The 23,564-nt window shown below is 60.3% G+C and carries 22 protein-coding genes and 1 pseudogene; 8 read left to right on the top strand and 15 right to left on the bottom strand.

Features of this window, described 5'->3' with window-relative positions:
• The first annotated feature begins 129 nt into the window (after positions 1 to 129).
• The 5 genes from HB680_RS19390 (at position 130) to HB680_RS19370 (ending at position 7,587) form a co-directional block, all read left to right on the top strand.
• A complete protein-coding gene (locus HB680_RS19390) occupies positions 130 to 1,953 on the top strand; it encodes a glucan biosynthesis protein (protein ID WP_213940153.1) in 1,824 nt (607 codons plus the stop codon).
• Positions 1,946 to 4,516: a glucans biosynthesis glucosyltransferase MdoH gene (mdoH, locus tag HB680_RS19385; protein WP_213940152.1), complete on the top strand. Its 2,571-nt coding sequence runs from the start codon at positions 1,946 to 1,948 to the stop codon at positions 4,514 to 4,516. Before HB680_RS19390 ends, mdoH begins: the two co-directional genes overlap by 8 nt.
• Before the next feature lie 447 nt (positions 4,517 to 4,963).
• Entirely contained in the window at positions 4,964 to 5,761 is a 798-nt protein-coding gene (locus HB680_RS19380; protein WP_213940151.1) for a transporter substrate-binding domain-containing protein, read from the top strand.
• A gap of 139 nt (positions 5,762 to 5,900) precedes the next feature.
• Entirely contained in the window at positions 5,901 to 6,860 is a 960-nt protein-coding gene (locus HB680_RS19375; protein ID WP_213940150.1) for an amino acid ABC transporter permease, read from the top strand.
• On the top strand, positions 6,853 to 7,587 hold the full coding sequence (locus HB680_RS19370; RefSeq protein ID WP_213940149.1) for an ATP-binding cassette domain-containing protein: 735 nt from the start codon (positions 6,853 to 6,855) through the stop codon (positions 7,585 to 7,587). The genes HB680_RS19375 and HB680_RS19370 overlap by 8 nt, the downstream gene beginning before the upstream one ends.
• Positions 7,588 to 7,746: 159 nt before the next feature.
• On the opposite strand, the gene HB680_RS19365 is transcribed toward HB680_RS19370, so the two are convergent.
• The 10 genes from HB680_RS19365 to ubiE all read right to left on the bottom strand — a co-directional run bounded on the left by HB680_RS19365 (position 7,747) and on the right by ubiE (position 15,917).
• Positions 7,747 to 9,663, bottom strand: a complete 1,917-nt coding sequence (locus HB680_RS19365) for a methyl-accepting chemotaxis protein (protein WP_213940148.1) — start codon at positions 9,661 to 9,663, stop codon at positions 7,747 to 7,749.
• Between the two features lie 191 nt (positions 9,664 to 9,854).
• Positions 9,855 to 10,562 carry a 16S rRNA (uracil(1498)-N(3))-methyltransferase gene (locus tag HB680_RS19360; RefSeq protein ID WP_213940147.1) on the bottom strand — a complete coding sequence of 236 codons (708 nt, stop codon included), beginning with the start codon at positions 10,560 to 10,562 and terminating at the stop codon, positions 9,855 to 9,857.
• Positions 10,559 to 11,353: a twin-arginine translocase subunit TatC gene (gene tatC, locus HB680_RS19355; RefSeq protein WP_213940146.1), complete on the bottom strand. Its 795-nt coding sequence runs from the start codon at positions 11,351 to 11,353 to the stop codon at positions 10,559 to 10,561. The genes HB680_RS19360 and tatC overlap by 4 nt, the downstream gene beginning before the upstream one ends.
• Positions 11,350 to 11,802 (bottom strand): Sec-independent protein translocase protein TatB, encoded by a 453-nt coding sequence (gene tatB, locus HB680_RS19350; protein WP_054054648.1) that lies wholly within the window; start codon positions 11,800 to 11,802, stop codon positions 11,350 to 11,352. Before tatB ends, tatC begins: the two co-directional genes overlap by 4 nt.
• 10 nt (positions 11,803 to 11,812) lie before the next feature.
• Positions 11,813 to 12,091 carry a twin-arginine translocase TatA/TatE family subunit gene (locus HB680_RS19345; RefSeq protein WP_149659152.1) on the bottom strand — a complete coding sequence of 93 codons (279 nt, stop codon included), beginning with the start codon at positions 12,089 to 12,091 and terminating at the stop codon, positions 11,813 to 11,815.
• 25 nt (positions 12,092 to 12,116) lie between these two features.
• Positions 12,117 to 12,449: a phosphoribosyl-ATP diphosphatase gene (locus HB680_RS19340; protein WP_007899279.1), complete on the bottom strand. Its 333-nt coding sequence runs from the start codon at positions 12,447 to 12,449 to the stop codon at positions 12,117 to 12,119.
• Positions 12,442 to 12,843 (bottom strand): phosphoribosyl-AMP cyclohydrolase, encoded by a 402-nt coding sequence (gene hisI, locus HB680_RS19335; RefSeq protein WP_213940145.1) that lies wholly within the window; start codon positions 12,841 to 12,843, stop codon positions 12,442 to 12,444. The genes HB680_RS19340 and hisI overlap by 8 nt, the downstream gene beginning before the upstream one ends.
• A 79-nt stretch (positions 12,844 to 12,922) precedes the next feature.
• Positions 12,923 to 14,527, bottom strand: a complete 1,605-nt coding sequence (gene ubiB, locus HB680_RS19330) for a ubiquinone biosynthesis regulatory protein kinase UbiB (protein ID WP_213940144.1) — start codon at positions 14,525 to 14,527, stop codon at positions 12,923 to 12,925.
• Positions 14,524 to 15,147, bottom strand: coding sequence for an SCP2 domain-containing protein (locus HB680_RS19325; protein WP_213940143.1), 624 nt, complete (start codon positions 15,145 to 15,147; stop codon positions 14,524 to 14,526). Before HB680_RS19325 ends, ubiB begins: the two co-directional genes overlap by 4 nt.
• Positions 15,147 to 15,917, bottom strand: a complete 771-nt coding sequence (gene ubiE, locus HB680_RS19320) for a bifunctional demethylmenaquinone methyltransferase/2-methoxy-6-polyprenyl-1,4-benzoquinol methylase UbiE (RefSeq protein WP_007948968.1) — start codon at positions 15,915 to 15,917, stop codon at positions 15,147 to 15,149. The genes HB680_RS19325 and ubiE overlap by 1 nt, the downstream gene beginning before the upstream one ends.
• A 155-nt stretch (positions 15,918 to 16,072) precedes the next feature.
• Between ubiE and HB680_RS19315 the strand changes: the two genes are divergently transcribed.
• Entirely contained in the window at positions 16,073 to 16,348 is a 276-nt protein-coding gene (locus HB680_RS19315; protein WP_213940142.1) for a polyhydroxyalkanoic acid system family protein, read from the top strand.
• 28 nt (positions 16,349 to 16,376) lie between these two features.
• Here the strand turns inward: HB680_RS19315 and HB680_RS33110 are convergent.
• Positions 16,377 to 16,487 (bottom strand): annotated as a pseudogene (locus HB680_RS33110) (metal ABC transporter ATP-binding protein); the annotation flags it as partial.
• A gap of 110 nt (positions 16,488 to 16,597) precedes the next feature.
• Here HB680_RS33110 and HB680_RS19310 point away from each other — a divergent pair.
• Positions 16,598 to 17,020, top strand: coding sequence for a phasin family protein (locus HB680_RS19310; RefSeq protein ID WP_213940141.1), 423 nt, complete (start codon positions 16,598 to 16,600; stop codon positions 17,018 to 17,020).
• A 10-nt stretch (positions 17,021 to 17,030) separates the two neighbouring features.
• Positions 17,031 to 17,921: a phasin family protein gene (locus HB680_RS19305; protein WP_213940140.1), complete on the top strand. Its 891-nt coding sequence runs from the start codon at positions 17,031 to 17,033 to the stop codon at positions 17,919 to 17,921.
• Positions 17,922 to 18,204: 283 nt separating this feature from the next.
• On the opposite strand, the gene HB680_RS19300 is transcribed toward HB680_RS19305, so the two are convergent.
• From HB680_RS19300 to phaC (HB680_RS19285), 4 genes are all read right to left on the bottom strand, one after another.
• Complete coding sequence (locus HB680_RS19300; protein WP_054054634.1) at positions 18,205 to 18,825, bottom strand: TetR/AcrR family transcriptional regulator; 621 nt, start codon at positions 18,823 to 18,825, stop codon at positions 18,205 to 18,207.
• 59 nt (positions 18,826 to 18,884) lie between these two features.
• Positions 18,885 to 20,567 (bottom strand): class II poly(R)-hydroxyalkanoic acid synthase, encoded by a 1,683-nt coding sequence (gene phaC / locus HB680_RS19295; RefSeq protein WP_213940139.1) that lies wholly within the window; start codon positions 20,565 to 20,567, stop codon positions 18,885 to 18,887.
• 114 nt (positions 20,568 to 20,681) lie between these two features.
• Complete coding sequence (gene phaZ / locus HB680_RS19290; RefSeq protein ID WP_123511108.1) at positions 20,682 to 21,536, bottom strand: poly(3-hydroxyalkanoate) depolymerase; 855 nt, start codon at positions 21,534 to 21,536, stop codon at positions 20,682 to 20,684.
• Positions 21,537 to 21,691: 155 nt separating this feature from the next.
• Positions 21,692 to 23,371: a class II poly(R)-hydroxyalkanoic acid synthase gene (gene phaC, locus HB680_RS19285; RefSeq protein WP_213940138.1), complete on the bottom strand. Its 1,680-nt coding sequence runs from the start codon at positions 23,369 to 23,371 to the stop codon at positions 21,692 to 21,694.
• Positions 23,372 to 23,564: the final 193 nt, after the last annotated feature.

Here is a 23,564-nt window from a genome sequence, read left to right as displayed (position 1 = left end):
TAGGTAGAGACTTGCCCGGAACCTGTTGGGGAATCATTTAGCCCCATAGGAGTCGGAACAATGCTCGCCAACCTGGCATATAGATAGCTGGCCGTTGGTTTTTTGATCTGTTTTCGGCGAGGGTTGCTCGTGATTGTTAGTCCCTGTAATGCACCAAAATTGTCTGCCCAACGGTTCCGAAGCGCTCTGGTAGCGGGCTCTGCACTGCTGTGCCTGCTCAGCGCCGGCCAGCTTTGGGCATTCAACCTGGATGATGTGTCGGTCAAGGCGAAAGACCTGGCCGGGCAGAAATACGAAGCCCCGCGCAGTAACCTGCCGAACGAATTCCGCGAGATGAAATTCGCGGACTATCAGAAAATTCGTTTCCGCACTGAAAAAGCCGAGTGGGCCGATCAGAAAACCCCGTTCAAGCTTTCGTTCTATCACCAGGGCATGCACTTCGACACCCCGGTGAAAATCAACGAAATCACGGCCAACACCGTCGAAGAAATCAAATACGACCCAAGTCGTTTCGATTTCGGCGATGTGCAGTTCGATCCTAAAGCCACCGAGCAACTGGGTTATGCCGGTTTCCGTGTGCTGTACCCGATCAACAAGGCCGACAAGCAAGACGAAATCATGACCATGCTCGGCGCGAGTTACTTCCGCGTTGTCGGTAAGGGTCACACCTATGGCTTGTCCGCTCGCGGCATGGCCATCGATACCGCATTGCCGTCCGGCGAAGAATTCCCGCGTTTCACCGAATTCTGGATTCAACAGCCGAAACCGGGTGACAAGCACTTGGTGATCTTCGCGCTGCTGGATTCGCCGCGTGCCACCGGTGCCTACCGCCTGACCCTGCGTCCAGGCAGCGACACCGTGGTCGACGTCAAGGCCCGCATGTTCCTGCGTGACAAGGTCACCAAGCTCGGCGTTGCCCCGTTGACCAGCATGTTCCTGTTCGGCGCGAACCAGCCTTCCAAAGTGCTGAACTATCGCCGCGAACTGCATGACTCCAGCGGTCTGTCGATCCATGCCGGCAACGGCGAGTGGATCTGGCGCCCTCTGAACAACCCGAAACACCTGGCGGTGAGCAACTTTGCCATCGAGAACCCGCGCGGCTTCGGCTTGCTGCAACGTGGTCGTGACTTCAGCCACTACGAAGACCTCGACGACCGCTACGACAAGCGCCCAAGTGCCTGGATCGAGCCAAAAGGCGATTGGGGCAAGGGTTCTGTAGACCTGGTGGAAATTCCGACCGCCGACGAAACCAACGACAACATCGTTGCCTTCTGGAGCCCGGAAAAACTGCCTGAGCCAGGCCAGCCGCTCGACGTCGCCTATCGCATGCACTGGACCATCGACGAAGCCGCCATCCACGCTCCGGACAGCGCCTGGGTCAAACAGACCCTGCGTTCCACTGGCGACGTCAAACAGTCCAACCTGATCCGTCAGCCGGATGGCACCGTTGCCTATCTGGTGGACTTCGAAGGCCCGTCCCTGGCCGCCTTGCCGGAAACCGCCGACGTGCGCAGTCAGGTCAGCGTTGGCGACAATGCCGAACTGGTCGAGAACACCGTGCGCTACAACCCTGATACCAAGGGCTGGCGCCTGACCCTGCGCATGAAGATCAAGGACGCGAGCAAGGCCACCGAGATGCGTGCATCCCTGGTCGAGAAGATCGTGCCTGAGGATCTGGCCAAGTCGTCGATTCCGGCCTCCAATTCCTCTGTTGCCAAGGCCGACAAAGTCGCCGCCAAGCAGCAGGAGAAAACGGACAAGGAAGCCAAGGACGCCAAGCAGGCGGACGCCAAGCAGGCCGATGCCAAGCCGGTTGCCGATGCCAAGAACAAGGACAACAAAGACGCCAAGCAGCCTGCTGCTGCGGACGCGGCCCCAGCCACACCGGATTCGGCGGCGACTGAAGAAGTCCTGACCGAAACCTGGAGCTACCAGTTGCCTGCCGATGAGTAATTCTCAAGTAAAGCCAGAGACTCTGTCGGAGTATCTGGCGCATTTACCGATGACCGACGAACAGCGCGCGGAACTCGCGGGTTGCCAGTCCTTCAGTGAACTGCATCAGCGTCTTTCGTCCTCGACGTTCGACGCGCCGGCCGAGGCTGCACAAGCCTCGGTGGGCAAGCGCCTGCTCCTGAACAGTGCTGAAGAACTGGAAGAAGCGCAGATGCTGGCGGTTGACGCCAGTGGTCGTGTCGTCCTCAAGGCGACCCCGCCGATTCGTCGGACCAAAGTCGTGCCGGAGCCGTGGCGCACCAATATTCTGGTGCGTGGCTGGCGCCGGATGACCGGTCGCACCAATCCACCGGCACCGCCGAAGGATGAACGCGTGTTGCCGGCAGCGCGCTGGCGCACCGTCGGTTCGATCCGTCGCTACATTCTGCTGGTGCTGATGCTCGGCCAGACCATCGTGGCCGGCTGGTACATGAAAGGCATCATGCCGTACCAGGGCTGGTCGTTCGTCGACCTGAACGAAGTGCTGCATCAACCGCTGCTGCAAACCGCCACGCAAGTGCTGCCGTATGCGCTGCAAACCAGCATCCTGATTCTGTTCGGGATTCTGTTCTGCTGGGTCTCGGCCGGTTTCTGGACCGCGTTGATGGGCTTCCTCGAGTTGCTCACCGGGCACGATAAATACCGTATCTCCGGTAAAAGCGCCGGCAACGAGCCGATTGCCAAGGACGCACGCACCGCGCTGGTGATGCCGATCTGCAACGAAGACGTGCCGCGTGTATTCGCCGGTCTGCGGGCGACGTTCGAATCGGTAGCGGCCACGGGTGACCTGGACCGTTTCGACTTCTTCGTCCTCAGCGACAGTAACGAAACCGATATCTGCGTGGCCGAGCAACAGGCCTGGCTGGATGTCTGCCGCGAAGCCAAGGGCTTCGGCAAGATCTTCTATCGCCGCCGTCGCCGTCGCGTCAAACGTAAAAGCGGCAACCTCGACGACTTCTGCCGTCGCTGGGGCGGTGACTACAAGTACATGGTCGTGCTCGACGCGGACTCCGTGATGAGCGGTGAATGCCTGACCAGTCTGGTGCGCTTGATGGAAGCCACGCCGGACGCCGGTATTATCCAGACCGCGCCACGTGCGTCGGGCATGGACACCCTTTATGCGCGCATGCAGCAGTTTGCGACCCGTGTGTACGGTCCGTTGTTCACCGCAGGCCTGCACTTCTGGCAGTTGGGCGAATCCCACTACTGGGGTCACAACGCGATCATCCGCATGAAGCCGTTTATCGAGCACTGCGCCCTGGCGCCGTTGCCGGGTAAAGGGGCGTTTGCCGGTGCGATTCTGTCCCACGACTTCGTCGAAGCTGCGCTGATGCGCCGTGCCGGCTGGGGCGTGTGGATTGCCTACGACTTGCCGGGCAGCTACGAAGAACTGCCGCCGAACCTGCTGGACGAACTCAAGCGTGACCGTCGCTGGTGCCACGGTAACCTGATGAACTTCCGCCTGTTCCTGGTCAAAGGCATGCACCCGGTACACCGTGCGGTGTTCCTGACCGGCGTGATGTCGTACCTGTCGGCGCCGTTGTGGTTCTTCTTTCTCGTGTTGTCCACGGCGCTGCTGGCGGTGAACACGCTGATGGAGCCGCAGTACTTCATGGAGCCGCGACAGCTCTATCCACTGTGGCCGCAATGGCATCCGGACAAGGCCGTGGCGTTGTTCTCAACGACCATCGTGCTGCTGTTCCTGCCGAAGCTGTTGAGCATCATCCTGATCTGGGCCAAGGGCGCAAAAGAGTTCGGCGGCAAGTTCAAGGTGACGTTCTCGATGCTGCTGGAGATGTTGTTCTCCATGCTGCTGGCGCCGGTGCGGATGATTTTCCACACCCGTTTCGTACTCGCCGCGTTCCTCGGCTGGGCTGCGACCTGGAACTCGCCACAACGTGACGACGACTCCACGCCATGGAGCGAAGCGGTCAAGCGCCACGGTCCGCAAACCTTGCTGGGCTTCTTCTGGGCCCTGCTGGTGATCTGGCTGAACCCGAGCTTCCTCTGGTGGCTGGTGCCGATCGTCGGTTCGTTGATGCTGTCGATCCCGGTGTCGGTGATCTCCAGTCGTGTGGGTCTGGGTCTGAAGTCCCGTGACGAGAGCCTGTTCCTGATCCCTGAGGAATACAATCCGCCACAGGCACTGCTGGCCACCGACCAGTACACCCACGAAAACCGTTATCACCAGTTGAAAGACGGCTTCATCCGCGCCGTGGTCGATCCGCAGCAGAACGCCCTGGCGTGCTCGCTGGCGACGTCCCGTCACGGTCAGGCCGAGCCGATCGAGTGGTTGCGTGTGGACCGTGTTCGTCATGCGTTGAAGGCCGGGCCTGCCGGGCTGAACAACCATGAGCGTCTGCAACTGCTGAGTGACCCGGTTGCATTGGGTCGCCTGCATGAGGCGGTCTGGAGCGAAGGCCACGCCGAGTGGCTGGACGCCTGGCGGCAGTCGGTGAAAGCCGATCCCCATGCGCCACTGCTGCCGCTCAAGCCATTGAGTGCACAGCCTCAGTTGGCGTGACGAAAAACCCCGCGAAAGCGGGGTTTTTTGTTTGTGGTGTGGGCTGGATGTGTATCGACTTCTAGAACCACCCCTCTCCCTAACCCTCTCCCCGAGGGGGGCGAGGGGACTGACCGAGTTGTGCTTGGAGCTACATCGACCTGAAATACCGAGTCGAACTCAAGACGAGAATAGCGTGAAGATCTGCTCCCTTTCCCCCTCTCCCTTCTGGGGTGAGGGGTGGATCTTGGATGTTTAAAAAACAAACAGTCGTCCACATCCCTCTGACAGGTTTCTCCTACGCCTTAGTCAACAAATCCCGCACAAACCCTTGTGCAAACAACCCAGTGCGTTAGCATCCGTCCCCGAATTGGTGCGCCCGGACAGCTTTCTGTTCGTATCTGTCGGTTTTCCAAGGAAAATCGTCGATTGCGCGCCTCACACCGCAATGGTTTTGGGGACTTGAAGATGAAGAAGTATCTGTCGATGCTGCTGGTCGGCGTCACGGCATTGGTTGCAGTCAACGCGGCGCAGGCCGGCGCCATCGATGACGCGGTCAAGCGTGGCACGCTGAAAGTCGGCATGGACCCGACCTACATGCCGTTCGAAATGACCAACAAGCGCGGCGAGATCATCGGTTTCGAAGTCGACATCCTCAAGGCCATGTCCAAGGCCATGGGCGTCAAGCTGGAGCTGGTGTCCACGGGCTACGACGGCATCATCCCGGCCCTGATGACCGACAAGTTCGACATGATCGGCAGCGGCATGACCCTGACCCAGGAACGCAACCTGCGCCTGAACTTCAGCGAACCGTTCATCGTGGTTGGCCAGACCCTGCTGATCCGCAAGGAGCTGGAAGGCACCATCAAGTCCTATAAAGACCTGAACACCGACGACTACCGCATCACCTCCAAGCTTGGCACCACCGGCGAAATGGTCGCCAGGAAGCTGATCTCCAAAGCCAAGTACCACGGCTACGACAATGAGCAGGAAGCCGTGCTCGACGTGGTCAACGGCAAGGCCGACGCGTTCATCTACGACGCGCCGTACAACGTGGTGGCGGTTAGCAAGGTCGGCGCCGGCAAACTGGTGTTCCTCGACAAGCCGTTCACCTACGAACCGCTGGCCTTCGGCCTGAAGAAGGGCGACTACGACAGCCTGAATTTCATCAACAACTTCCTGCACCAGATCCACGAAGACGGCACCTACGATCGCATCCATGACAAGTGGTTCAAAGACACCGCTTGGCTCAAGGACATGGAATAAGGGCCCGGTCAGTTAGACCGCGTCGCCCTCATTCGCGAGCAAGCCCGCTCCCACATTGGAATGCATTTCCCTGTGGGAGCGGGCTTGCTCGCGAAGACGGCCTCCCTGGCGACACAGAATTCGGAATCTTCAGAGCAAAATGAAACAGAAAACATCCCAACTGCCCTGGCACATCCTGACGGTGCTCGTGCTGATCGGCCTGGCCGGCGCGTTGTATTACGCCACCTCGCTGATGTCCTACGAATGGCGCTGGAACCGAGTGCCGCAGTACTTCGCCTACCAGGCCGAAGAATCCCAGCGCGCCGCCGACATCTCCACCGTCAGCGAACTGGTGCGTCAGGGCGACAAGGCCCAAGTCACCTTGCGCAACGACGCCGGTGACGAGCAGCACCTGACCGTCGACGACAACAGCCTGCAAGTCGCCCAGGGCGATGACGTGGCGGAAGGCGACGTGATCGGCGTGACCCGGCATTGGGCCGCCGGACCGCTGCTGTGGGGCCTATGGACCACGTTGTGGCTGTCTGTGGTGTCTGGCGTGCTCGGGCTGTTGATCGGCCTGGCCACCGGCCTGTGCCGGCTGTCGAACAACCCGACCCTGCGCGACCTCTCGACCCTTTACGTCGAACTGGTGCGCGGTACGCCGTTGCTGGTGCAGATCTTCATTTTCTACTTCTTCATCGGCACCGTGATGAACCTGTCCCGGGAGTTCGCCGGGATCGCCGCGCTGTCGCTGTTCACCGGCGCCTACGTGGCCGAGATCATCCGTTCCGGCGTGCAATCGATCGCCCGAGGCCAGAACGAAGCCGCACGCTCCCTGGGTTTGAGCGCCGGCCAGTCGATGCGCCACGTGGTGTTGCCGCAAGCGCTGAAACGCGTGCTGCCGCCGCTGGCCGGGCAGTTCATCAGCCTGGTGAAAGACACTTCGCTGGTGTCGGTGATCGCGATTACCGAGCTGCTGAAAAGCGGTCGCGAAGTCATCACCACCTCGTTCTCGCCGTTCGAAATCCTGTTCTGCGTGGCCGGGCTGTACCTGTTGATCAACCTGCCGCTGTCGAAAATCGCCAGCCGGCTTGAGCGGAGGCTCGCGCAAAGTGATTGAAGTCCGCGATCTGGTAAAAGTCTTCGACACCCGTGGCCAGGTAGTGCGCGCGGTGGATAACGTGTCCACGCAAGTGGCCAAGGGTGAAGTGCTGGTGGTGATCGGCCCGTCCGGTTCCGGCAAATCGACTTTCTTGCGTTGCCTCAATGGCCTGGAAGAATTCGATTCGGGCTCGGTGAGCATCGACGGCTTGCAACTGGCCGACCCGAAAACAGACGTGAACGCCTATCGCCGGGAAGTTGGCATGGTGTTCCAGCACTTCAACCTGTTCCCGCACATGACCGTGCTGGAGAACCTGTGCCTGGCGCAAAAAGTCGTGCGCAAGCGTGGCAAAAAGGAGCGCGAGGCCAAGGCTTTGGCGCTGCTGGAGAAGGTCGGTATTGCGCAGAAGGCCAACGAGTTTCCGTCACGCCTGTCCGGTGGTCAGCAACAGCGGGTGGCGATTGCCCGGGCGTTGGCCATGGAACCGAAGGTCATGCTGTTTGATGAGCCGACCTCGGCGCTGGACCCGGAAATGGTTGGTGAAGTGCTGGACGTGATGAAAACCCTGGCCGTGGAAGGCATGACCATGGTGTGCGTCACCCACGAAATGGGCTTTGCCCGGGAAGTGGCGGACCGGGTGCTGTTCTTCGATCATGGCAAACTGCTGGAAGACGCCTCGCCGGCGGAGTTCTTCGACGCGCCGAAGGATCCTCGGGCTCAGGCGTTTTTGCGGCAGGTTCTCTGACTTCAGCGCCTGTTCTGACGCCTTCGCGAGCAAGCCCGCTCCCACAGTAGATTTTCGGTGAATACATATTTTGTGCTCGACCAAGGTCCACTGTGGGAGCGGGCTTGCTCGCGAATGGCATCACCTCGGTCTCACGCGGACCGAGGCACCCGCATCACCTCAAACTTTGAACCGCCCCACCAACATCTGCAAATGCGTCCCCAACCGCGCCAGTTCAACACTGGATGCCGCAGTCTCTTCACTCGCCGCCGAGGTTTGCTCGGACACATCCCGCACGTTCAACACGCTGCGGTTGATCTCTTCGGCCACGGCGCTCTGTTGTTCTGCGGCGGCAGCAATCTGCTGATTCATCGACTGGATCGCCGACACCGTGCGGGTGATGCTTTCCAGCGAGCCCCCGGCGCGGCGGGTCAGTTCGACGCTGCTGTCGGTCAGGCTGCGGCTGTTGTCCATGATGGTCGCGACTTGCTGGGTGCCGGTTTGCAGGCCGACGATCAGCTCTTCGATTTCTTCGGTGGACTTCTGGGTGCGCTGCGCGAGGCTGCGGACTTCGTCGGCGACCACCGCAAAACCGCGTCCGGCCTCACCGGCACGGGCGGCCTCGATGGCGGCGTTGAGCGCCAGCAGGTTGGTCTGTTGCGCCACGGACTTGATCACGTCGAGCACGCTGCCGATCTTGTCGCTTTCGCGCTTCAGGTCGCTCATGGCCGCCGTGGAGTTGCCGACTTCGATGGCCAAACGTTCGATCTGGGCGATGGCTTCACCGACAACCTTGTCACCTTCGCGGGCCTGTTGATCGGCGGCGACCGCAGCTTCGGACGCTTCCTCGGCATTACGCGCAACTTCCTGCACGGTGGCGGTCATTTCGTGCATGGCGGTGGCGACTTGATCGGTTTCCACCTTCTGGCTGTTGACCCCGGCGCTGGTTTGCTCGGTGACAGCGGACAGTTCTTCGGCGGCGCTGGCGATTTGCGTGACGCCGTCGCTGATGCCGCCGATCAATTCGCGCAGGCCCAGGGTCATGCTCTGCATGGCGCGCTGGAGCTGGCCCAGTTCGTCCTGGCGTTCGGAGATCAGGTTGTGAGTCAGGTCACCAGCGGCCACGCGTTCAGCCACTTTCAGGGTCTGGCTCAGAGGAATGACGATCTGGCGGGTGATCGCCCAAGCGGCGAGCAAGCCAAACGCCAGGGCGAGCACGGTGGCCATCAGCAGCAGGTTCTTGGCGTGTGCGGCATCGGTGTCACGCACGACGGTTTGCGACACGGTCAGTTTCTTGCTCACGTCGGACAGGATGTCGCCTTGCTCGGTCATGCGTTTGAGCGCGGCGGCACTCGCCACTTGGGAGTCACGGTATTGGCTGACCGCTGCGCGATAAGCCTTGAGGGATTCGGTAGCCTGTTGCAGATTGGCAGCGAACTGCTCCGGCACTTTGCCCGGCAGGCTCTCGAGGTTTTTCAGGGCGTTGTCGATGGCGTCCAGCGCAGGCTGCTCGGCCTCGGTCTTGGCGCTGTAGGTGTAGCCGCGCACCTGGAAGCGCGCTTGCTGGATCAGCTTGCTCAGGTCGATCACGCTGTTGAACTGGGCGACGCTCTCGCCTTGCAGCAGGGCCTTCTCGACTTCGCTCACCTTGGCCACGGCGTTGTCGGCGGTGGCGCCGAGCTTGCTGCGGGCATCTTCGCGATTGGCACCGGCCTGGGTCATTGCGATGAAGGCTTGCTTGTACTGGCTGACGGCGGCCAGTTGCTGATCGATCATCGCCACGTCGGCGGGTTGTTCGATCAGCTTGCGTGCGGTTTGCAGCCCGGCGTCGAGTTGACCCAGCAAGTCATTGACCGCCCCCGGACCTTGTTCGCCACGGCGCATTTCGTAGTCCAGGCGCGCCAGGCGCAGGTCCTTGGTCAGGTCATTGAGACTGGCAATGAACCCGAGCTTGTCGCCACGGCTCATCACACCCGTCAGGCCGGTCCAGCCGGTGAAGGTGATCAACAAGGTCAGGAGCAGGACGAGACCGAAGCCGACACCCAGTTTGCGATTTACGCTTACGTTTCCCAGTTTCTCGGCTAGCCAACGGTACATGTTGCTACTCCCCTCGGACCACAATTTGGTTTTATGGGGACTGTATCGGCTGGAGGGAAGGAATCTGTAGGGCGACGAATACCCCTGTGGGAGCGGGCTTGCTCGCGAATGCGGTCTGCCAGTTGATTGAGATGTCGACTGGCACACCGCTTTCGCGAGCAAGCCCGCTCCCACAGGGTTGGCGTTCGACTTTAGAAGAGTCGCGCCAGCAGGGCGGTGACGGCGGTTTCAACTCGCAGGATGCGGTCGCCCAGTTGCACCGGATTCAGCCCGGACTTGCCCAGCAATTCGATTTCATAGGGAATCCAGCCACCTTCAGGGCCGATCGCCAGGGTCACCGGTTCGTCCAGGCCGCGGGGGCAGGGCGGGTAATTGCCGGGATGGCCGACCAGGCCCAGAGTGCCTTCGCTGATCGCGGGCAAACGGTCTTCAACGAACGGCTTGAAGCGTTTCTCGATGACGACTTCCGGCAGCACGCTGTCCCGGGCCTGTTCCAGGCCGAGGATCAACTGTTCACGAATCGCTTCAGGCTCCAGGAACGGCGTTTGCCAGAAGCTCTTCTCGACGCGATAGCTGTTCACCAGCACGATGCGCGGCACACCCATGGCCGCCACGGTCTGAAACACCCTACGCAGCATTTTCGGGCGTGGCAGGGCCAACACCAGGGTCAGCGGCAGCTTGGTCGGAGGCTGTTGATCGAGAACGACGCGCAATTCAGCTTCGCCGGCGTCCAGGCGCAGCACTTCGGCCGAACCCATCAGCCCGCCGATCCTGCCGACACGCATGCTGTCGCCGACTTCGCAGCGATGAACTTCCTGCATATGCGTCAGCCGCCGATCACGCAGGATCACCCGGTCGGCCGCAATGAAATCGGCCTCTTCGAGGAGCAGCAGGTTCACGGCTGGGTCGCTGGCGGCTGGTCGTTGTGATCGTCAGCCGGTTGGTCGTCCGGGTGCTCGCCGCGTTTGCTGACCAGGCTGCCGAACACGATGCCGATTTCGAACAGCAACCACATCGGTACGGCCAACAGCGTCTGCGAGAAGATGTCCGGCGGGGTCAGGATCATGCCGACCACGAAGCAGCCGATCACCACGTACGGGCGGATTTTCTTCAGGTATTTGACGTCGACCACACCGATCCACACCAGCAGCACCACGGCCACCGGGATTTCGAACGCCACGCCGAACGCGAAGAACAGGGTCATGACGAAATCGAGGTAACTGGTGATGTCGGTCATCATTTCCACGCCGGCCGGGGTGGCGGCGGCGAAGAACTTGAAGATCAGCGGGAAGACCAGGTAGTAGGCGAACGCCATGCCGGTATAAAACAGCAGGATGCTGGAGATCAGCAGCGGCACGGCGATGCGCTTTTCGTGCTTATACAGGCCCGGCGCGATAAAGCCCCAGATCTGGTGCAGGATCACCGGGATCGCCAGGAACAGCGACACCATCATCGTCAGTTTCAGCGGCGTCAGGAACGGCGATGAAACGTCGGTGGCGATCATCGTCGCGCCGGCGGGCAAGTAAGCCCTCAGGGGCGTCGAGACAAAGGTGTAGATCTGCTGGGTGAACGCGAACAACCCGGCGAAGATGATGAAAATCGCCGCTACACAGCGCAGCAGGCGGGTACGCAACTCGGTGAGGTGCGAAACCAGCGGCATGTGCTGGTCGTTTTCAGGAAGTTCGCTCATGGGGCTCGCGGCGGCAGTGTTGGGTCGTGAGGAGCCGGCGTTGTCGGCGCGGCGGCAGGCGCAACAGGTTCTACGGGCGTTGGCGTGGGGATCACAGGCGCGGGTTCGACACCGCCCATGGTCGGCACGGATTCGGTGCCCGGCGCATGAATCGTCGGCTCGGCCACCGGTTCAACCGGTGGCACCGGCGTGGGCTCCTGCTGGGTTGGCGTGAAGATCTTCCGCGCCTCCTGCTCCAGCGAAAGAATGTGCTCGTTGTGCAATTGCCGGCGAATCTCGTCGGCACCGATTTCACGTTCAACTTCCTGTTTGATCGCGTTGAAGCTGCGCTTCAGCCGCCCGATCCACAGACCGGCGGTGCGCGCAGCGCCCGGCAAACGCTCGGGGCCCAGCACCAGCAGGGCAACGAGGCCGACGAGCAGCAGTTCAGAGAAGCTGATACCAAACATTAGTCAGTGCTCACACGTCTTTGCGGATCGGCTCTTCGACTTTCTGTGCCTGCACGTCGATGGTGTGCGGCTGGTTCAGTGGCGAGGTCGTCGTAGGTTGAGCCGGTGGCACCGGTTGCGCCGGAGTCACGGTTGGATCGGCCGGTTTTTCTTCATCGTTCATGGCTTTGCGAAAGCCTTTGATCGACTCGCCGACGTCCGTGCCGAGGTTTTTCAGTTTCTTGGTGCCGAACACCAGCACCACGACAACCAGGATGACGATCCAGTGTTTCCAGTCAAAAATGCCCATGTTGCTGCTCCTCTCAAATAGTTATTCAGGCGGACGGACGCGAGGCTTTCTCGGCGTGTCCGGACAGACCGAAGCGACGGTCCAGTTCATCGAGCACAGCCTGTGGATGCTGCCCCAGTTGGGCGAGCATGACCATGCTGTGGAACCACAAATCGGCGGTCTCGTAGATCACGTCGCTGCAGTCACCGCTGATGGCGGCGTCCTTGGCGGCAATGATGGTCTCGACCGACTCTTCGCCGACTTTTTCCAGAATCTTGTTCAAGCCCTTGTGGTACAGGCTGGCGACATACGAGCTGTCGGCAGCGGCGCCTTTGCGCTCTTCCAGTACCTGCGCCAGACGCGTCAGAGTGTCACTCATGGGTGTGTCCTGCGGAATAGATGGCGTGCGGATCTTTCAGCACCGGGTCGACGATTTTCCAGTCGCCGTTCTCGAAGACGCGGTAGAAGCAGCTCTGGCGGCCGGTGTGGCAGGCGATGTCGCCGATTTGCTCGACCATCAGGATGATCACGTCAGCGTCGCAGTCCAGGCGCATCTCATGCAGGGTCTGCACGTGGCCCGACTCTTCACCCTTGCGCCACAGCTTGCCACGGGAACGTGACCAGTAAATGGCGCGGTTCTCGGCAGCGCTCAGTTCCAGCGCTTCGCGGTTCATCCAGGCCATCATCAGGACGCGCCCGGTCTTGTGATCCTGGGCAATCGCCGGCACCAGGCCATCTGCGTCCCACTTGATCTCGTCCAGCCAGTTTTTCATCTTCGACTCCGACAGCGGGCCCGACACTTCATTAGTCGGGCAGGCGTTGAAACAGTGTGCCAGCGTGCGATGGCGCTGGCTATCGGCGAACGACCAGATACAAACCGACAATCATCATGATTCCGGCGGGCCAGTGCCCCAGATCATTCAGCGGGCCACCGGCGGCGAGTAGCGCGCCGCCGCCCAGATGCGCACAACCGAGCAGGCGCAGGAACCAGTCGTCCTTGCGTCGATGCCACGGTGGTGGCGGGTCGTAGGCATGGGGCTGGGACATGCGTTCCAGCAGGTCGCGGGCCATGTTGGCCAGGTGCGGCAGTTGTTCGAACTGACTCTGCACGTTGCCGATCAAGGCTTTGGGGCTGACGCGCTCGCGCATCCAGCGTTCGAGGAACGGCTGGGCGGTGTTCCACAAATCCAGGTCCGGGTACAGCTGACGGCCCAGGCCTTCGATGTTCAACAGGGTTTTCTGCAAAAGAACAAGCTGCGGCTGCACTTCCATGTTGAAGCGCCGAGCGGTCTGGAACAGGCGCATCAGCACCTGGCCGAAGGAAATATCTTTTAACGGTTTTTCAAAGATCGGCTCGCAAACGGTTCGGATCGCCGCTTCGAATTCGTTGAGTTTGGTTTCCGCCGGCACCCAGCCCGAATCGATGTGCAACTGCGCCACACGCCGGTAGTCACGCTTGAAGAAGGCAAACAGGTTGCGCGCCAGGTAATCCTGGTCTTCCGGGGTCAGGCTGCCGACGATGCCGCAGTCGATCGCAATGTACTGCGGGCTCCACGGGTTCACGGTGCTGACGAAGATGTTGCCCGGGTGCATGTCGGCGTGGAAGAAACTGTCGCGGAACACCTGGGTGAAGAAAATCTCCACCCCGCGTTCAGCGAGCATTTTCATGTCGGTGCGTTGGTCGGCCAGGGTCGCGAGGTCCGTGACCTGAATCCCGTAGATGCGCTCCATCACCAGCACTTTCGGCCGGCACCAGTCCCAATAGACTTGCGGCACGTACAGCAGCTCCGAGCCTTCGAAGTTGCGCTTCAACTGGCTGGCGTTGGCTGCTTCGCGCAGCAGATCGAGTTCGTCGTAGATGGTTTTTTCGTAGTCCTGGACCACGTCCACCGGGTGCAGCAGGCGCGCGTCGGCCGAGAGCTTTTCGGCGGCGCGGGCGAGGATGAACAGCCACGCCAGATCCTGAGCGATGATCGGTTTCAGGCCCGGACGGATCACTTTGACCACGACTTCTTCGCCGGTTTTCAGTTGCGCGGCATGCACCTGCGCTACCGAGGCCGAGGCCAGCGGTTCGACGTCGAAACGGCTGAAGACTTCGCTGATTTTTTTGCCGAGCTGCTCTTCGATCAGTTTGATCGACACTTGCGAGTCGAACGGCGGCACCCGGTCCTGCAGCTTCATCAGCTCATCGGCGATGTCTTCCGGCAGCAGGTCGCGGCGGGTGGACAGGATCTGCCCGAACTTGATGAAAATCGGCCCCAGGTCCTGCAATGCCAGACGCAATCGCGCGCCACGGGTCAGGTCCAGGGTCTTGCGCGGGAACCAGCGCCACGGCAAGGCATAGCGCAGCGCCAGCAGAAACCAGGGCAGCGGCAGGGCGAACAGCAGGTCATCGAGGCGGTAGCGGATCACGACGCGCTGGATGCGCAACAAACGGCGGACGGCAAGCAGCTTCATGCGTTATCGCTTGGGTCGAGGGATCGGGAAAGGCGCTCGAAACGCGCCTCGAGACGTTCCAGATCGAGTTTGATCTGGTCCAGTTCACTGAAACGGGCTTCGGCTTCGCGCTGACCGACGAGGGTGCGCGATTCTTCGGCCAGGTATTCGCCAAGGTTCTGGTTCAGGCTGGCGAACCCTTGCTGATAAAAACGTGCGCGGCTGCGCAGGTGACCGCCGAGCAGTTGCGTGGCCACCGGGCCGAGCCAGCGCGAGAGCTCGTACTCCCAGTCCAGCTCAAGGTCTTGCAGGATCGCCGCCAGCTCCAGTAGCACGCCGCTGTCGCCGTCGAGTTCGACTTCAGGAGCATGCAGCACCGAAGTCTTGTCCTTGCTCAGCGCCAGTTTCAACAGGCTCGAGGCCGGGGCACGCAAGGTGCAATCGGCGCCGGTTTCCCACCGGGAGGCGAGCATCAGGCCTTCGTCGCTGGGCAGGATAAACAGCTGCAACGCCGGGCTGCGGCAATCGACGGCAATCACCCGGCCGCTCAAATGCGCCAGGCGCGGCAGCGCGGTGCTGTCGAGACGCAGCACCCGGTTCAGACCGAGTTCAACGCTGGCGAGCAGGCCGGCCAGCAACATCAGGGCTTGATGCCGCGGTGCAGGGCGACGATGCCTGCGGTCATGTTGTGGTAGGTCACGCGGTCGAAACCGGCCTCGACCATCATCGACTTCAGGGTTTCCTGATTCGGGTGCATGCGGATCGATTCGGCCAGGTAGCGATAACTTTCCGAGTCGTTGGTGATCAGCTTGCCCATCAGCGGCATGAAGGCGAACGAGTAGGCGTCGTAGGCTTTGGACATCAGCGCGTTGGTCGGTTTGGAGAATTCCAGCACCAGCAAGCGACCGCCCGGTTTCAGCACGCGCAGCATCGAACGCAGGGCGTCTTCTTTATGGGTGACGTTGCGCAGGCCGAAAGCGATGGTCACGCAGTCGAAGTGATTGTCCGGGAACGGCAGCTTTTCCGCATCGGCCTGGACGAATTCGACGTTGCCGGCCACACCGAGGTCCAGCAGGCGGTCACGACCGACCTTGAGCATGGATTCGTTGATGTCGGCCAACACCACCTGGCCGGTCGGGCCCACGAGGTGCGAGAACTTCTTGGTCAGGTCGCCAGTGCCGCCGGCGATGTCCAGCACGCGGTTGCCGGTGCGAACGCCCGACAGTTCGATCGCGAAACGCTTCCACAGACGGTGCATGCCGCCCGACAGGAGGTCGTTCATCAAGTCGTACTTGGCGGCTACCGAATGGAAAACCTCAGCGACTTTTTCCGCTTTTTGGCTTTCCGGAACGTTTTTGAAACCGAAGTGAGTGGTGGGTTCGGCATCGCTGCCTTTGCGCTGATCAGTCATATCGCTGTCACCAGAAGAGAATGCGGGACATTCTAATCCCGGTGGCCTGCTTTGTCTTGGCAACACTGAAGGTAAGATAGGCAACCGCCGGGACGTTTTGCCGCAGAGACGGTCAAGATGCTTCAGGAAAGTATCCATAAAGCAGGAGTCATTCGATGGCCCGAATTAGTGTTGAACGTGCCCACGGCCTGGGCAAGGAAGCGGCCCGCGAGAAGGCTGATCTGTTGGCGCAGAAACTGTCCGAGCAATATGGCCTGGAGCCGACATGGTCTGGCGACACCCTGAACCTCAAGCGTTCGGGTGTGAAAGGCGCGGTGTTGGTGGGCGAGGATTCGATCAAGGTGGATGTCGAGTTGGGCCTGATGATGTCGGCCATGAGCGGCATGATCAAATCCGAAATCGAAAAGGCGCTGGATAAAGCGTTGGCTTGACCAGCAATCGATTTGCAAATGCATATCCCTGTGGGAGCGGGCTTGCTCGCGAAAGCGGTGTGTCACTCAACGAGGATGTTGACTGATCCACCGCTTTCGCGAGCAAGCCCGCTCCCACATTGATTTGTGGTGTGGCCACCGGTTTATGTCAGTTGTTAGGGTGCCGTTTCTAATTTTTCTCCCTACTTTGTGCCTGAGCCCGACACTTTCGCGGGCAGTTCCTCAAACCTTCTGCGCGTGAGGTGCACCATGGCCAAAGTTATTTTGAAGAAAAAAATCGACGCATCGACTAATGCTCTGCAAGACGTCAGAACGTATGCCCGCAAGATCTGGCTGGCAGGCCTGGGTGCCTACACCAAGGTTGGCATCGAGGGCAGCGAGTACTTTCAAGAGTTGATCAAGGCTGGTCAAACTGTTGAAACCAAAGGCAAAAAGGTCGTTGCCGAGAAACTCGAAGCGGCCAATGCCGAGATCGATGAAGCCAAGAGTGAAGTGAGTACTTTCAAAGGCAAGGTCGAAGTTCAACTCGACAAGGTCGAGAAGGCTTTTGACTCGCGTGTCGCAAGTGCCTTGAATCGTATCGGCATTCCGTCTAAACATGACGTTGAGACACTCTCTGCTAAGCTCGATGAGCTGACGGCATTGCTCGAACGTGTCGCGCGTAAATCTTAAGGAGAACGGGATGGCTGGTAAAAAGAATACTGAAAAAGAAGGCAGCTCGTGGATCGGGAAAGTCGAAGACTACTCCCGCAAAATCTGGCTGGCTGGTTTAGGCGTGTATTCGAAGATCGACACTGACGGCAGCAAACTCTTCGATACATTGGTTAAAGACGGCGAGAAAGCCGAGAAGCTCACCAAAAGCGCTGTTGGCAAAAAAGTCGACGCCGCCAAGGACTCCGCTTCTTCGGCCAAGTCGCGCATCAGCGGCGTGAAAGATCGCGCACTGGGCAAGTGGGATGAGTTGGAAGGGGCTTTCGACAAGCGCCTGAACAGCGCCATTTCGCGCCTCGGTGTTCCGAGCCGCAACGAAGTCAAAGCGCTGCACAGCAAGGTCGATACGCTGACCAAGCAAATCGAAAAACTCACCGGTGCCAAGGTTGCGCCTGTGGCGGCGAAAACCGCGGCGGCCAAACCTGCTGCTAAAACTGCGGCCGCCAAACCGGCAGCCAAAACCGCTGCCAAGCCACTGGTGAAGGCCGCTGCTAAAGCAGTTGCCAAGCCTGCTGCTAAAGTCGCTGCCAAAACCGCTGCCGCTAAACCGGCCGCCAAGGCCGTTACCAAAGCAGCCGCCAAACCGGTCGCCGCCGCCAAGGCCGCAGCCAAACCTGCGGCTAAACCGGCTGCCAAAACCGCAGCGGCCAAACCTGCAGCCAAGCCAGCGGCAAAACCTGCCGCCGCTAAAAAGCCTGTAGTGAAAAAGCCGGCAGCTCCAAAAGCCGCCGCACCAAAACCAGCAGTGGCTGCCGCCAAACCGGCAACCCCGGCCACTACAGCGAACTCTGCTGCAGCGCCGACCCCTGCTGTGACCCCGACTGCCGCGCCAGCTCCATCGACGCCAACCAGTCAGTCCTGATTTTCAGGACTCAAGAAAACGCCCGGCCTGCAAAGGTCGGGCGTTTTTTTATGCGCGGTTTGTCGTGATGAATGGGGGGGATTGAAGAGCCACCCCTCACCCCAGCCCTCTCCCCAAGGGGGAGAGGGAAAAGGGAGCCGATCTCCATGCATTTCAGATCCGGAGTTCGACTCAGGGCTTTCAGGTCGATGTAAACCGAATAAACAACTCGGTCAGTTCCCTCTACCCCTTGGGGCGGTCCGACGTTTCGGGAGGGTTAGGGTGAGGGGTGGTTCCAACTGACTCAATCGTGTTCTTCGAGATACTGCAAAGCCAACTGCTCAGTCGCAGCCTTGATCGGCGGCAGCAAGTGCGGCGCCACCAGCATCATGATCTGGTACACCACCAGCCTCACTTCACCCTCGCGATCCAGAATCCGCTGATAGTCCAGCGAGAACAGCAACGTCATGGTGATCTGTTCCACCAGTTGCCCCAACGCCTGGGTGTCGCTGACCAACTGCCCTTGAGCCTGGAGCCGCGCCAGCAATGACGCCAGTGTGCGTTTCAAGGCATTGAGCAGATTGCGGATGCCTTTGGCCAGTTTCGGCAGACGTCCGGCCAGGTTCGACAGGTCCTGGAACAGGAACCGGTAATGCGCCAGGCGCTCGACGATCAGGTGCAGGAACAGCCAGTAATCTTCAGGTCCCAGTTCCACATCGGAGGGTGGATCGAGCAGCGGCGCCAGCTCATTCTGGAAACGTTCGAACAACCCCAGGATCAGCGGTTCCTTGCCGTGGAAGTGGTAGTAGAGGTTGCCGGGGCTGATCCCCATTTCGTTGGCAACTTCCATGGTGGAAACGTTCGGTTCGCCCTTGCAGTTAAACAACTGCAGGGCACATTCGAGGATCCGGTCGCGGGTTTTCATCCAGTCTTCTTAATGGTCGAGTCATGCCACGGCCTGCGTCGGCCGTGGTTGGTTGAGCGTCAGCGCACGCGAACGTAAGTGCCGGGTGCGGCTTCCATCGGTGGATAGTTCGGGTTGCCGAGGGCCATGTGGGTTTCTTTTTGCGCGCCGGAACGTTCCTGAATCCAGGTCAGCCATTGCGTCCACCAACTGCCATCGGTTTGCTTGGCGTCGTAATACCAGGCCCGTGGGTCGCTGCTCAGTTTGGGGCTTTCGACGAAGTTGGCTTTCGGGTTGGAAGGCGGGTTGAGGATGCTCTGCACATGACCGCTGTTGGACAGCACGAAACGCCGCTCGCCGCCCAGCAACAGGGTTGAGCGATACACCGCATCCCACGGAGTGATGTGATCGTTGATGCCGGCCACGCTGAAACTGTCGACGGTGACTTTCTGCAAGTCGATCGGCGTGCCGCACACCTCGAGACCGCCCGGATGGCTCAGCGGGTTGTGCTTGAAAAAGTCCAGCAGGTCGCCATGAAATGCGGCGGGCAGCCGCGTGTTGTCGTTGTTCCAGTAGAGGATGTCGAACGCTGGCGGCTCCTTGCCCATCAGGTAGTTATTGACGAAGTAGCTCCAGATCAAATCGTTGGGACGCATCCAGGCGAACACCTTGGCCATGTCGCGACCGTCCAGCACGCCTTTCTGATAAGACCGGCGCTTGGCCGCTTCCAGGGTTTGTTCGTCGGCGAACAGCGTGGCCGGGCTGTCCATCTGGCTGTCGAGCAGGCTCACCAGATAGGTCGCGCTCGACACCCGCCGCAATTGCCGCTTGGCCTGGAGATGCCCCTGCAACGCCGCAATCGTCAGCCCGCCGGCGCAGGCGCCCATCAGGTTCACTTCGCGGGCGCCAGTGATCGCCCGGCACACGTTCATCGCTTCTTCCACTGCTTCAACGTAGGTCGACAGCCCCCACTCGCGATGGCGCACATCCGGGTTGCGCCAACTGATCATGAAGGTTTGCAGGCCATTCTTCAGGGCGAACTGGACGAAGCTGTTGTGCGGGCTCAGGTCGAAAATGTAGTACTTGTTGATCTGCGGCGGCACCACCAGCAGCGGTTTGGAATACTGTTTTTCGCTCATCGGCTTGTACTGGATCAGCTCCAGTAACTCGTTGCGAAACACCACGGAACCGGTGGTGGTGGCGACGGTTTTACCGACCTCGAAGGCTTGCTTGGTGACCTGCCGGGGCAAGCCGTCGTTGTGCAGGAAATCATCGATCAGGTGCCCGACACCGCGCACCAGGCTGTGGCCGCCGGAGTTGAAAATCTCCTTGATCGCCAGCGGATTGAGCAGGGTATTGGAGGGCGAAACCGCATCATTGAGCAGAGCGAAAGCGAAGTGGGCGCGGGCGCGATCGTCCGGGCTCATGTTGCTCTCGTCGATCCAGCTTTTGACCTGCTTCTGCCAACTCAGGTAAGCCTGCAAACTGCGCCGGTAAAACGGGTTGAGGCTCCATGACGGGTCGGCAAAGCGACTGTCCTGCGGGTTGGTCGGATGCAGGGTTTCCCCCAGCAGCACACGGCCCAACTGCCCGCCTAGCTTCAAGGCGTGCCGGGCGCTGTGCACCGGGTTGCGCAATCCGTGGGCGGCCACGCTGCGCAGGGTGGAAAACAGATCCCGGCCACGCAGGCCGGTAATCGCACTCTGTGCGTTGATGAACGCGGCGGGAGTGGGCAAAAATTCCCTCGCTGGCTTTTCGCGCATGAATCAACACTCCTTCGTCTTCAGGCCAAAAACAAACACACCGAACCAGAACACCATAGACGCTGTTGCGGGTTGTTGCGCGGAACGGCGTCCTGCCGTCCGACATTGGGCTCATTAGCCGCCCAATGGTGTCGGGTGCGGATGCATCACCGCACGCTGACGTTCTTCCTCAAGAAATTTCATGATGATCGGCGCCACCGCTTCGGCGCGGGTGATCAGGAACAGATGCCCGTCATCGATGATGTGCAACTGGGCGTTGGGGATGCGCCAGGCAAGCATGCGCATGTTGATCAGCGGGATCAGCGGATCGTCATCGCCGGCCAGTACCAGCGTCGGCTGATGGATCTTGTGCAGCCAGTGAATGCTGGTCCAGCCGAGGCCGGCGAACAGTTGCCAGTAGTAACCGAGCTTGCCCGCCGAACGGACCTTCGCCGCGTGGCTGGCGGCCAGTGTCGGATCGCGCCGGAACGAGCCGCCGTAGATCATCGGCGCAATGCGAATCACGTGGGACGGCTGGATGTAACGCCGGGGGCTGGCCATCATCCACAGTACTTTCGGCTTGCCCGGCACCATCACCGCACCGGCGGCGGTGGCGGCGAGCACCAGTTTTTTGCAGCGCTCGGGATAGTCGTAGGCGAATTGCTGCGCCAGGGCGCCGCCCCAGGACACGCCGATCACGTTGACTTGTCCGTAGTCGAGATAGTCGAGCATCCGTGCCGTCAGTTTGGCCAATCCCGGAAAACGATACGGCCGGTTCGGCGTCGACGAACCGCCGACACCGGGAACGTCGAAGGCAATGACTTCCAGGTCCGGGTCCAGCGCCGCGACGAACGGAAACACCAGCTCCAGGTTGGCGCCGATGCCGTTGAAAATCAGCAAGGGCGTCAAGTGAGGCTTGCCGGGGCGTACCGCGGTGCGGAGGGTCTGGCCATCCAGGTCGACGGTACGAAAAATGAACGGTTGCGGCATGCTTCAGGCCCTGTGGGTCACTCTCTCAAATTCATCCTCGATCCCCCTGTGGGAGCGGGCTTGCTCGCGAAGGCGTCAGGTCAGTCGACATCAATGTTGAATGAATGACCGCTTTCGCGAGCAAGCCCGCTCCCACAGGAAGCAAGGTGTGTCAGTTACCGCTCATGCACGTAGGTACCCGGCGCAGCTTCGCCCGCCGTGTAGGTTTTGTTGCCCAAAGTGGTCGGGGATTTCTTCAGCTTGCCCGAACGCTCGGCCTGCCAGGCCTGCCAGTGCAGCCACCAGGAATCGGTGTGTTTGGTGGAGTTTTCTTGCCAGTCCTCGGCCTTTACCGGCATCTCGGTGCTGGTCATGTAGCGCGACTTCGGGTTGCCCGGCGGGTTCAGAATGCTTTGAATGTGCCCGCTGCTGGACAGCACGAATTCCACGTTGCCGCCGAACAGTTGCGCCGACTTGTAGCAAGACTTCCACGGCGTGATGTGATCGTTGGTACCGGCCAGGGAAAAGATGTCGGCAGTGACCTGCTTCAGGTCGATCGCGGTGCCGCACACTTCCAGGGCGTTGGGGCGGATCAGCGGATTGCTTTTGAACATCTCGATCAGATCGCCGTGGAACGCCGCCGGTAACCGGGTGGTGTCGTTGTTCCAGAACAGGATGTCGAACACCGGCGGTTCATTGCCCAGCAGGTAGTTGTTGACCCAGTAGTTCCAGATCAGGTCGTTGGGGCGCATCCAGGCGAAGACTTTGGCCATGTCGCGGCCTTCCAGCACGCCGGCCTGGTAGGAATGGCGCTTGGCGGCTTCGAGGGTCTGCTCGTCGACGAACAGGGCCACGTCGCTGTCCAGGGTGGTGTCCAGCACGCTCACCAGCAAGGTCAGGGCGTTGACCTTCTTCTCGCCGATCGCGGCGTAGTGACCCAGCAGGGCGGTGCAGGTGATGCCGCCGGAGCAGGCACCGAGCATGTTCACGTCTTTACTGCCGGTGATCGCCATCACCACATCGACCGCTTCCTTGAGCGCTTCGATGTAGGTGGACAGGCCCCACTCGCGTTGTTCCTTGGTCGGGTTGCGCCAACTGACAATGAAGGTCTGCACGTTGTTGCGCAGGCAGAAGCGCGCCAGGCTCTTGTCCGGGCTCAGGTCGAATACATAGAACTTGTTGATCTGCGGCGGTACCACCAGCAATGGGCGCTCGTGCACCTGCTCGGTGATTGGCCGGTACTGGATCAGCTCCAGTACGTCGTTGCGAAACACCACGGCGCCTTCGGTCACGCCCAGGCTCTTGCCGACTTCGAACGCGCCCATATTGACCTGGCTCGGCATGCCGCCGTTGTGCACGATGTCCTTGGCCAAATGGGAGAGGCCATCGAGCAGGCTCTTGCCGCCGGTTTCGAAGAAGCGCTTGACCGCCGCAGGGTTGGCCGCACTGTTGGTCGGGGCCATGGCTTCGGTCATGAGGTTGATCACGAAGTGCCCGCGAGCAACATCTTTGGGCGACAGGCTGCTGTCGTCGATCCAGTCGTGGAGTTCCTTGCGCCACGCCAGGTAAGTTTGCAGATAACGTTTGTAGAGCGGGTTCTGGCTCCAGGCCGGATCGTTGAAGCGACGATCATCACCCGGCGGTTGCAGCTCGGATTTGCCGAACAGCACATTCTTGAGTTCGAGGCCGAAATGAGCGACGTGCTTGACGCTGTGAATCGGTTGTTTGATGGCCTGCCTGAGCACCATCCGAGCAGAAGCCAGTAGATCCTTTCCACGCAGCCCAACAACAGGATTAAGCCCCAGGGTGTTTTCCGAGGCTTGATACTTCAGGTCATCGTTGTTCTTGTTACTCATCTACGACGCTCCATTGTCCTGAGACGAGTACCTGAGCCCAGCCGTGTAGTCACACAACCAATGCCAGGTACTGCTGCTCGGGTGACCGTTAATACTGCATCGCTGCTTTTTCAACACAACGAGCACTGCAGGGAACTTGCCAGTTCCATTGGTTACCCGAGTTTAATTTTTTTCGCAAGCGGGCCGATCCTCG

Origin of the sequence: Pseudomonas sp. dw_612 (genome assembly GCF_018449725.1) — a bacterium.
In the GTDB taxonomy this organism is placed as follows: Bacteria; Pseudomonadota; Gammaproteobacteria; order Pseudomonadales; family Pseudomonadaceae; genus Aquipseudomonas.
This window is presented reverse-complemented; position numbering and strand designations above follow the sequence as displayed.

Bases quoted from the DNA above. Each gene is read 5' to 3' on its own strand.
- mdoH (WP_213940152.1), top strand. From the start codon at position 1,946: ATGAGTAATTCTCAAGTAAAGCCAGAGACTCTGTCGGAGTATCTGGCG.
- HB680_RS19380 (WP_213940151.1), top strand. From the start codon at position 4,964: ATGAAGAAGTATCTGTCGATGCTGCTGGTCGGCGTCACGGCATTGGTT.
- HB680_RS19375 (WP_213940150.1), top strand. From the start codon at position 5,901: ATGAAACAGAAAACATCCCAACTGCCCTGGCACATCCTGACGGTGCTC.
- HB680_RS19365 (WP_213940148.1), bottom strand. From the start codon at position 9,663: ATGTACCGTTGGCTAGCCGAGAAACTGGGAAACGTAAGCGTAAATCGC.
- tatC (WP_213940146.1), bottom strand. From the start codon at position 11,353: ATGAGCGAACTTCCTGAAAACGACCAGCACATGCCGCTGGTTTCGCAC.
- tatB (WP_054054648.1), bottom strand. From the start codon at position 11,802: ATGTTTGGTATCAGCTTCTCTGAACTGCTGCTCGTCGGCCTCGTTGCC.
- HB680_RS19345 (WP_149659152.1), bottom strand. From the start codon at position 12,091: ATGGGCATTTTTGACTGGAAACACTGGATCGTCATCCTGGTTGTCGTG.
- HB680_RS19340 (WP_007899279.1), bottom strand. From the start codon at position 12,449: ATGAGTGACACTCTGACGCGTCTGGCGCAGGTACTGGAAGAGCGCAAA.
- hisI (WP_213940145.1), bottom strand. From the start codon at position 12,843: ATGAAAAACTGGCTGGACGAGATCAAGTGGGACGCAGATGGCCTGGTG.
- ubiB (WP_213940144.1), bottom strand. From the start codon at position 14,527: ATGAAGCTGCTTGCCGTCCGCCGTTTGTTGCGCATCCAGCGCGTCGTG.
- HB680_RS19325 (WP_213940143.1), bottom strand. From the start codon at position 15,147: ATGTTGCTGGCCGGCCTGCTCGCCAGCGTTGAACTCGGTCTGAACCGG.
- ubiE (WP_007948968.1), bottom strand. From the start codon at position 15,917: ATGACTGATCAGCGCAAAGGCAGCGATGCCGAACCCACCACTCACTTC.
- HB680_RS19315 (WP_213940142.1), top strand. From the start codon at position 16,073: ATGGCCCGAATTAGTGTTGAACGTGCCCACGGCCTGGGCAAGGAAGCG.
- HB680_RS19310 (WP_213940141.1), top strand. From the start codon at position 16,598: ATGGCCAAAGTTATTTTGAAGAAAAAAATCGACGCATCGACTAATGCT.
- HB680_RS19305 (WP_213940140.1), top strand. From the start codon at position 17,031: ATGGCTGGTAAAAAGAATACTGAAAAAGAAGGCAGCTCGTGGATCGGG.
- HB680_RS19300 (WP_054054634.1), bottom strand. From the start codon at position 18,825: ATGAAAACCCGCGACCGGATCCTCGAATGTGCCCTGCAGTTGTTTAAC.
- phaC (WP_213940139.1), bottom strand. From the start codon at position 20,567: ATGCGCGAAAAGCCAGCGAGGGAATTTTTGCCCACTCCCGCCGCGTTC.
- phaZ (WP_123511108.1), bottom strand. From the start codon at position 21,536: ATGCCGCAACCGTTCATTTTTCGTACCGTCGACCTGGATGGCCAGACC.
- phaC (WP_213940138.1), bottom strand. From the start codon at position 23,371: ATGAGTAACAAGAACAACGATGACCTGAAGTATCAAGCCTCGGAAAAC.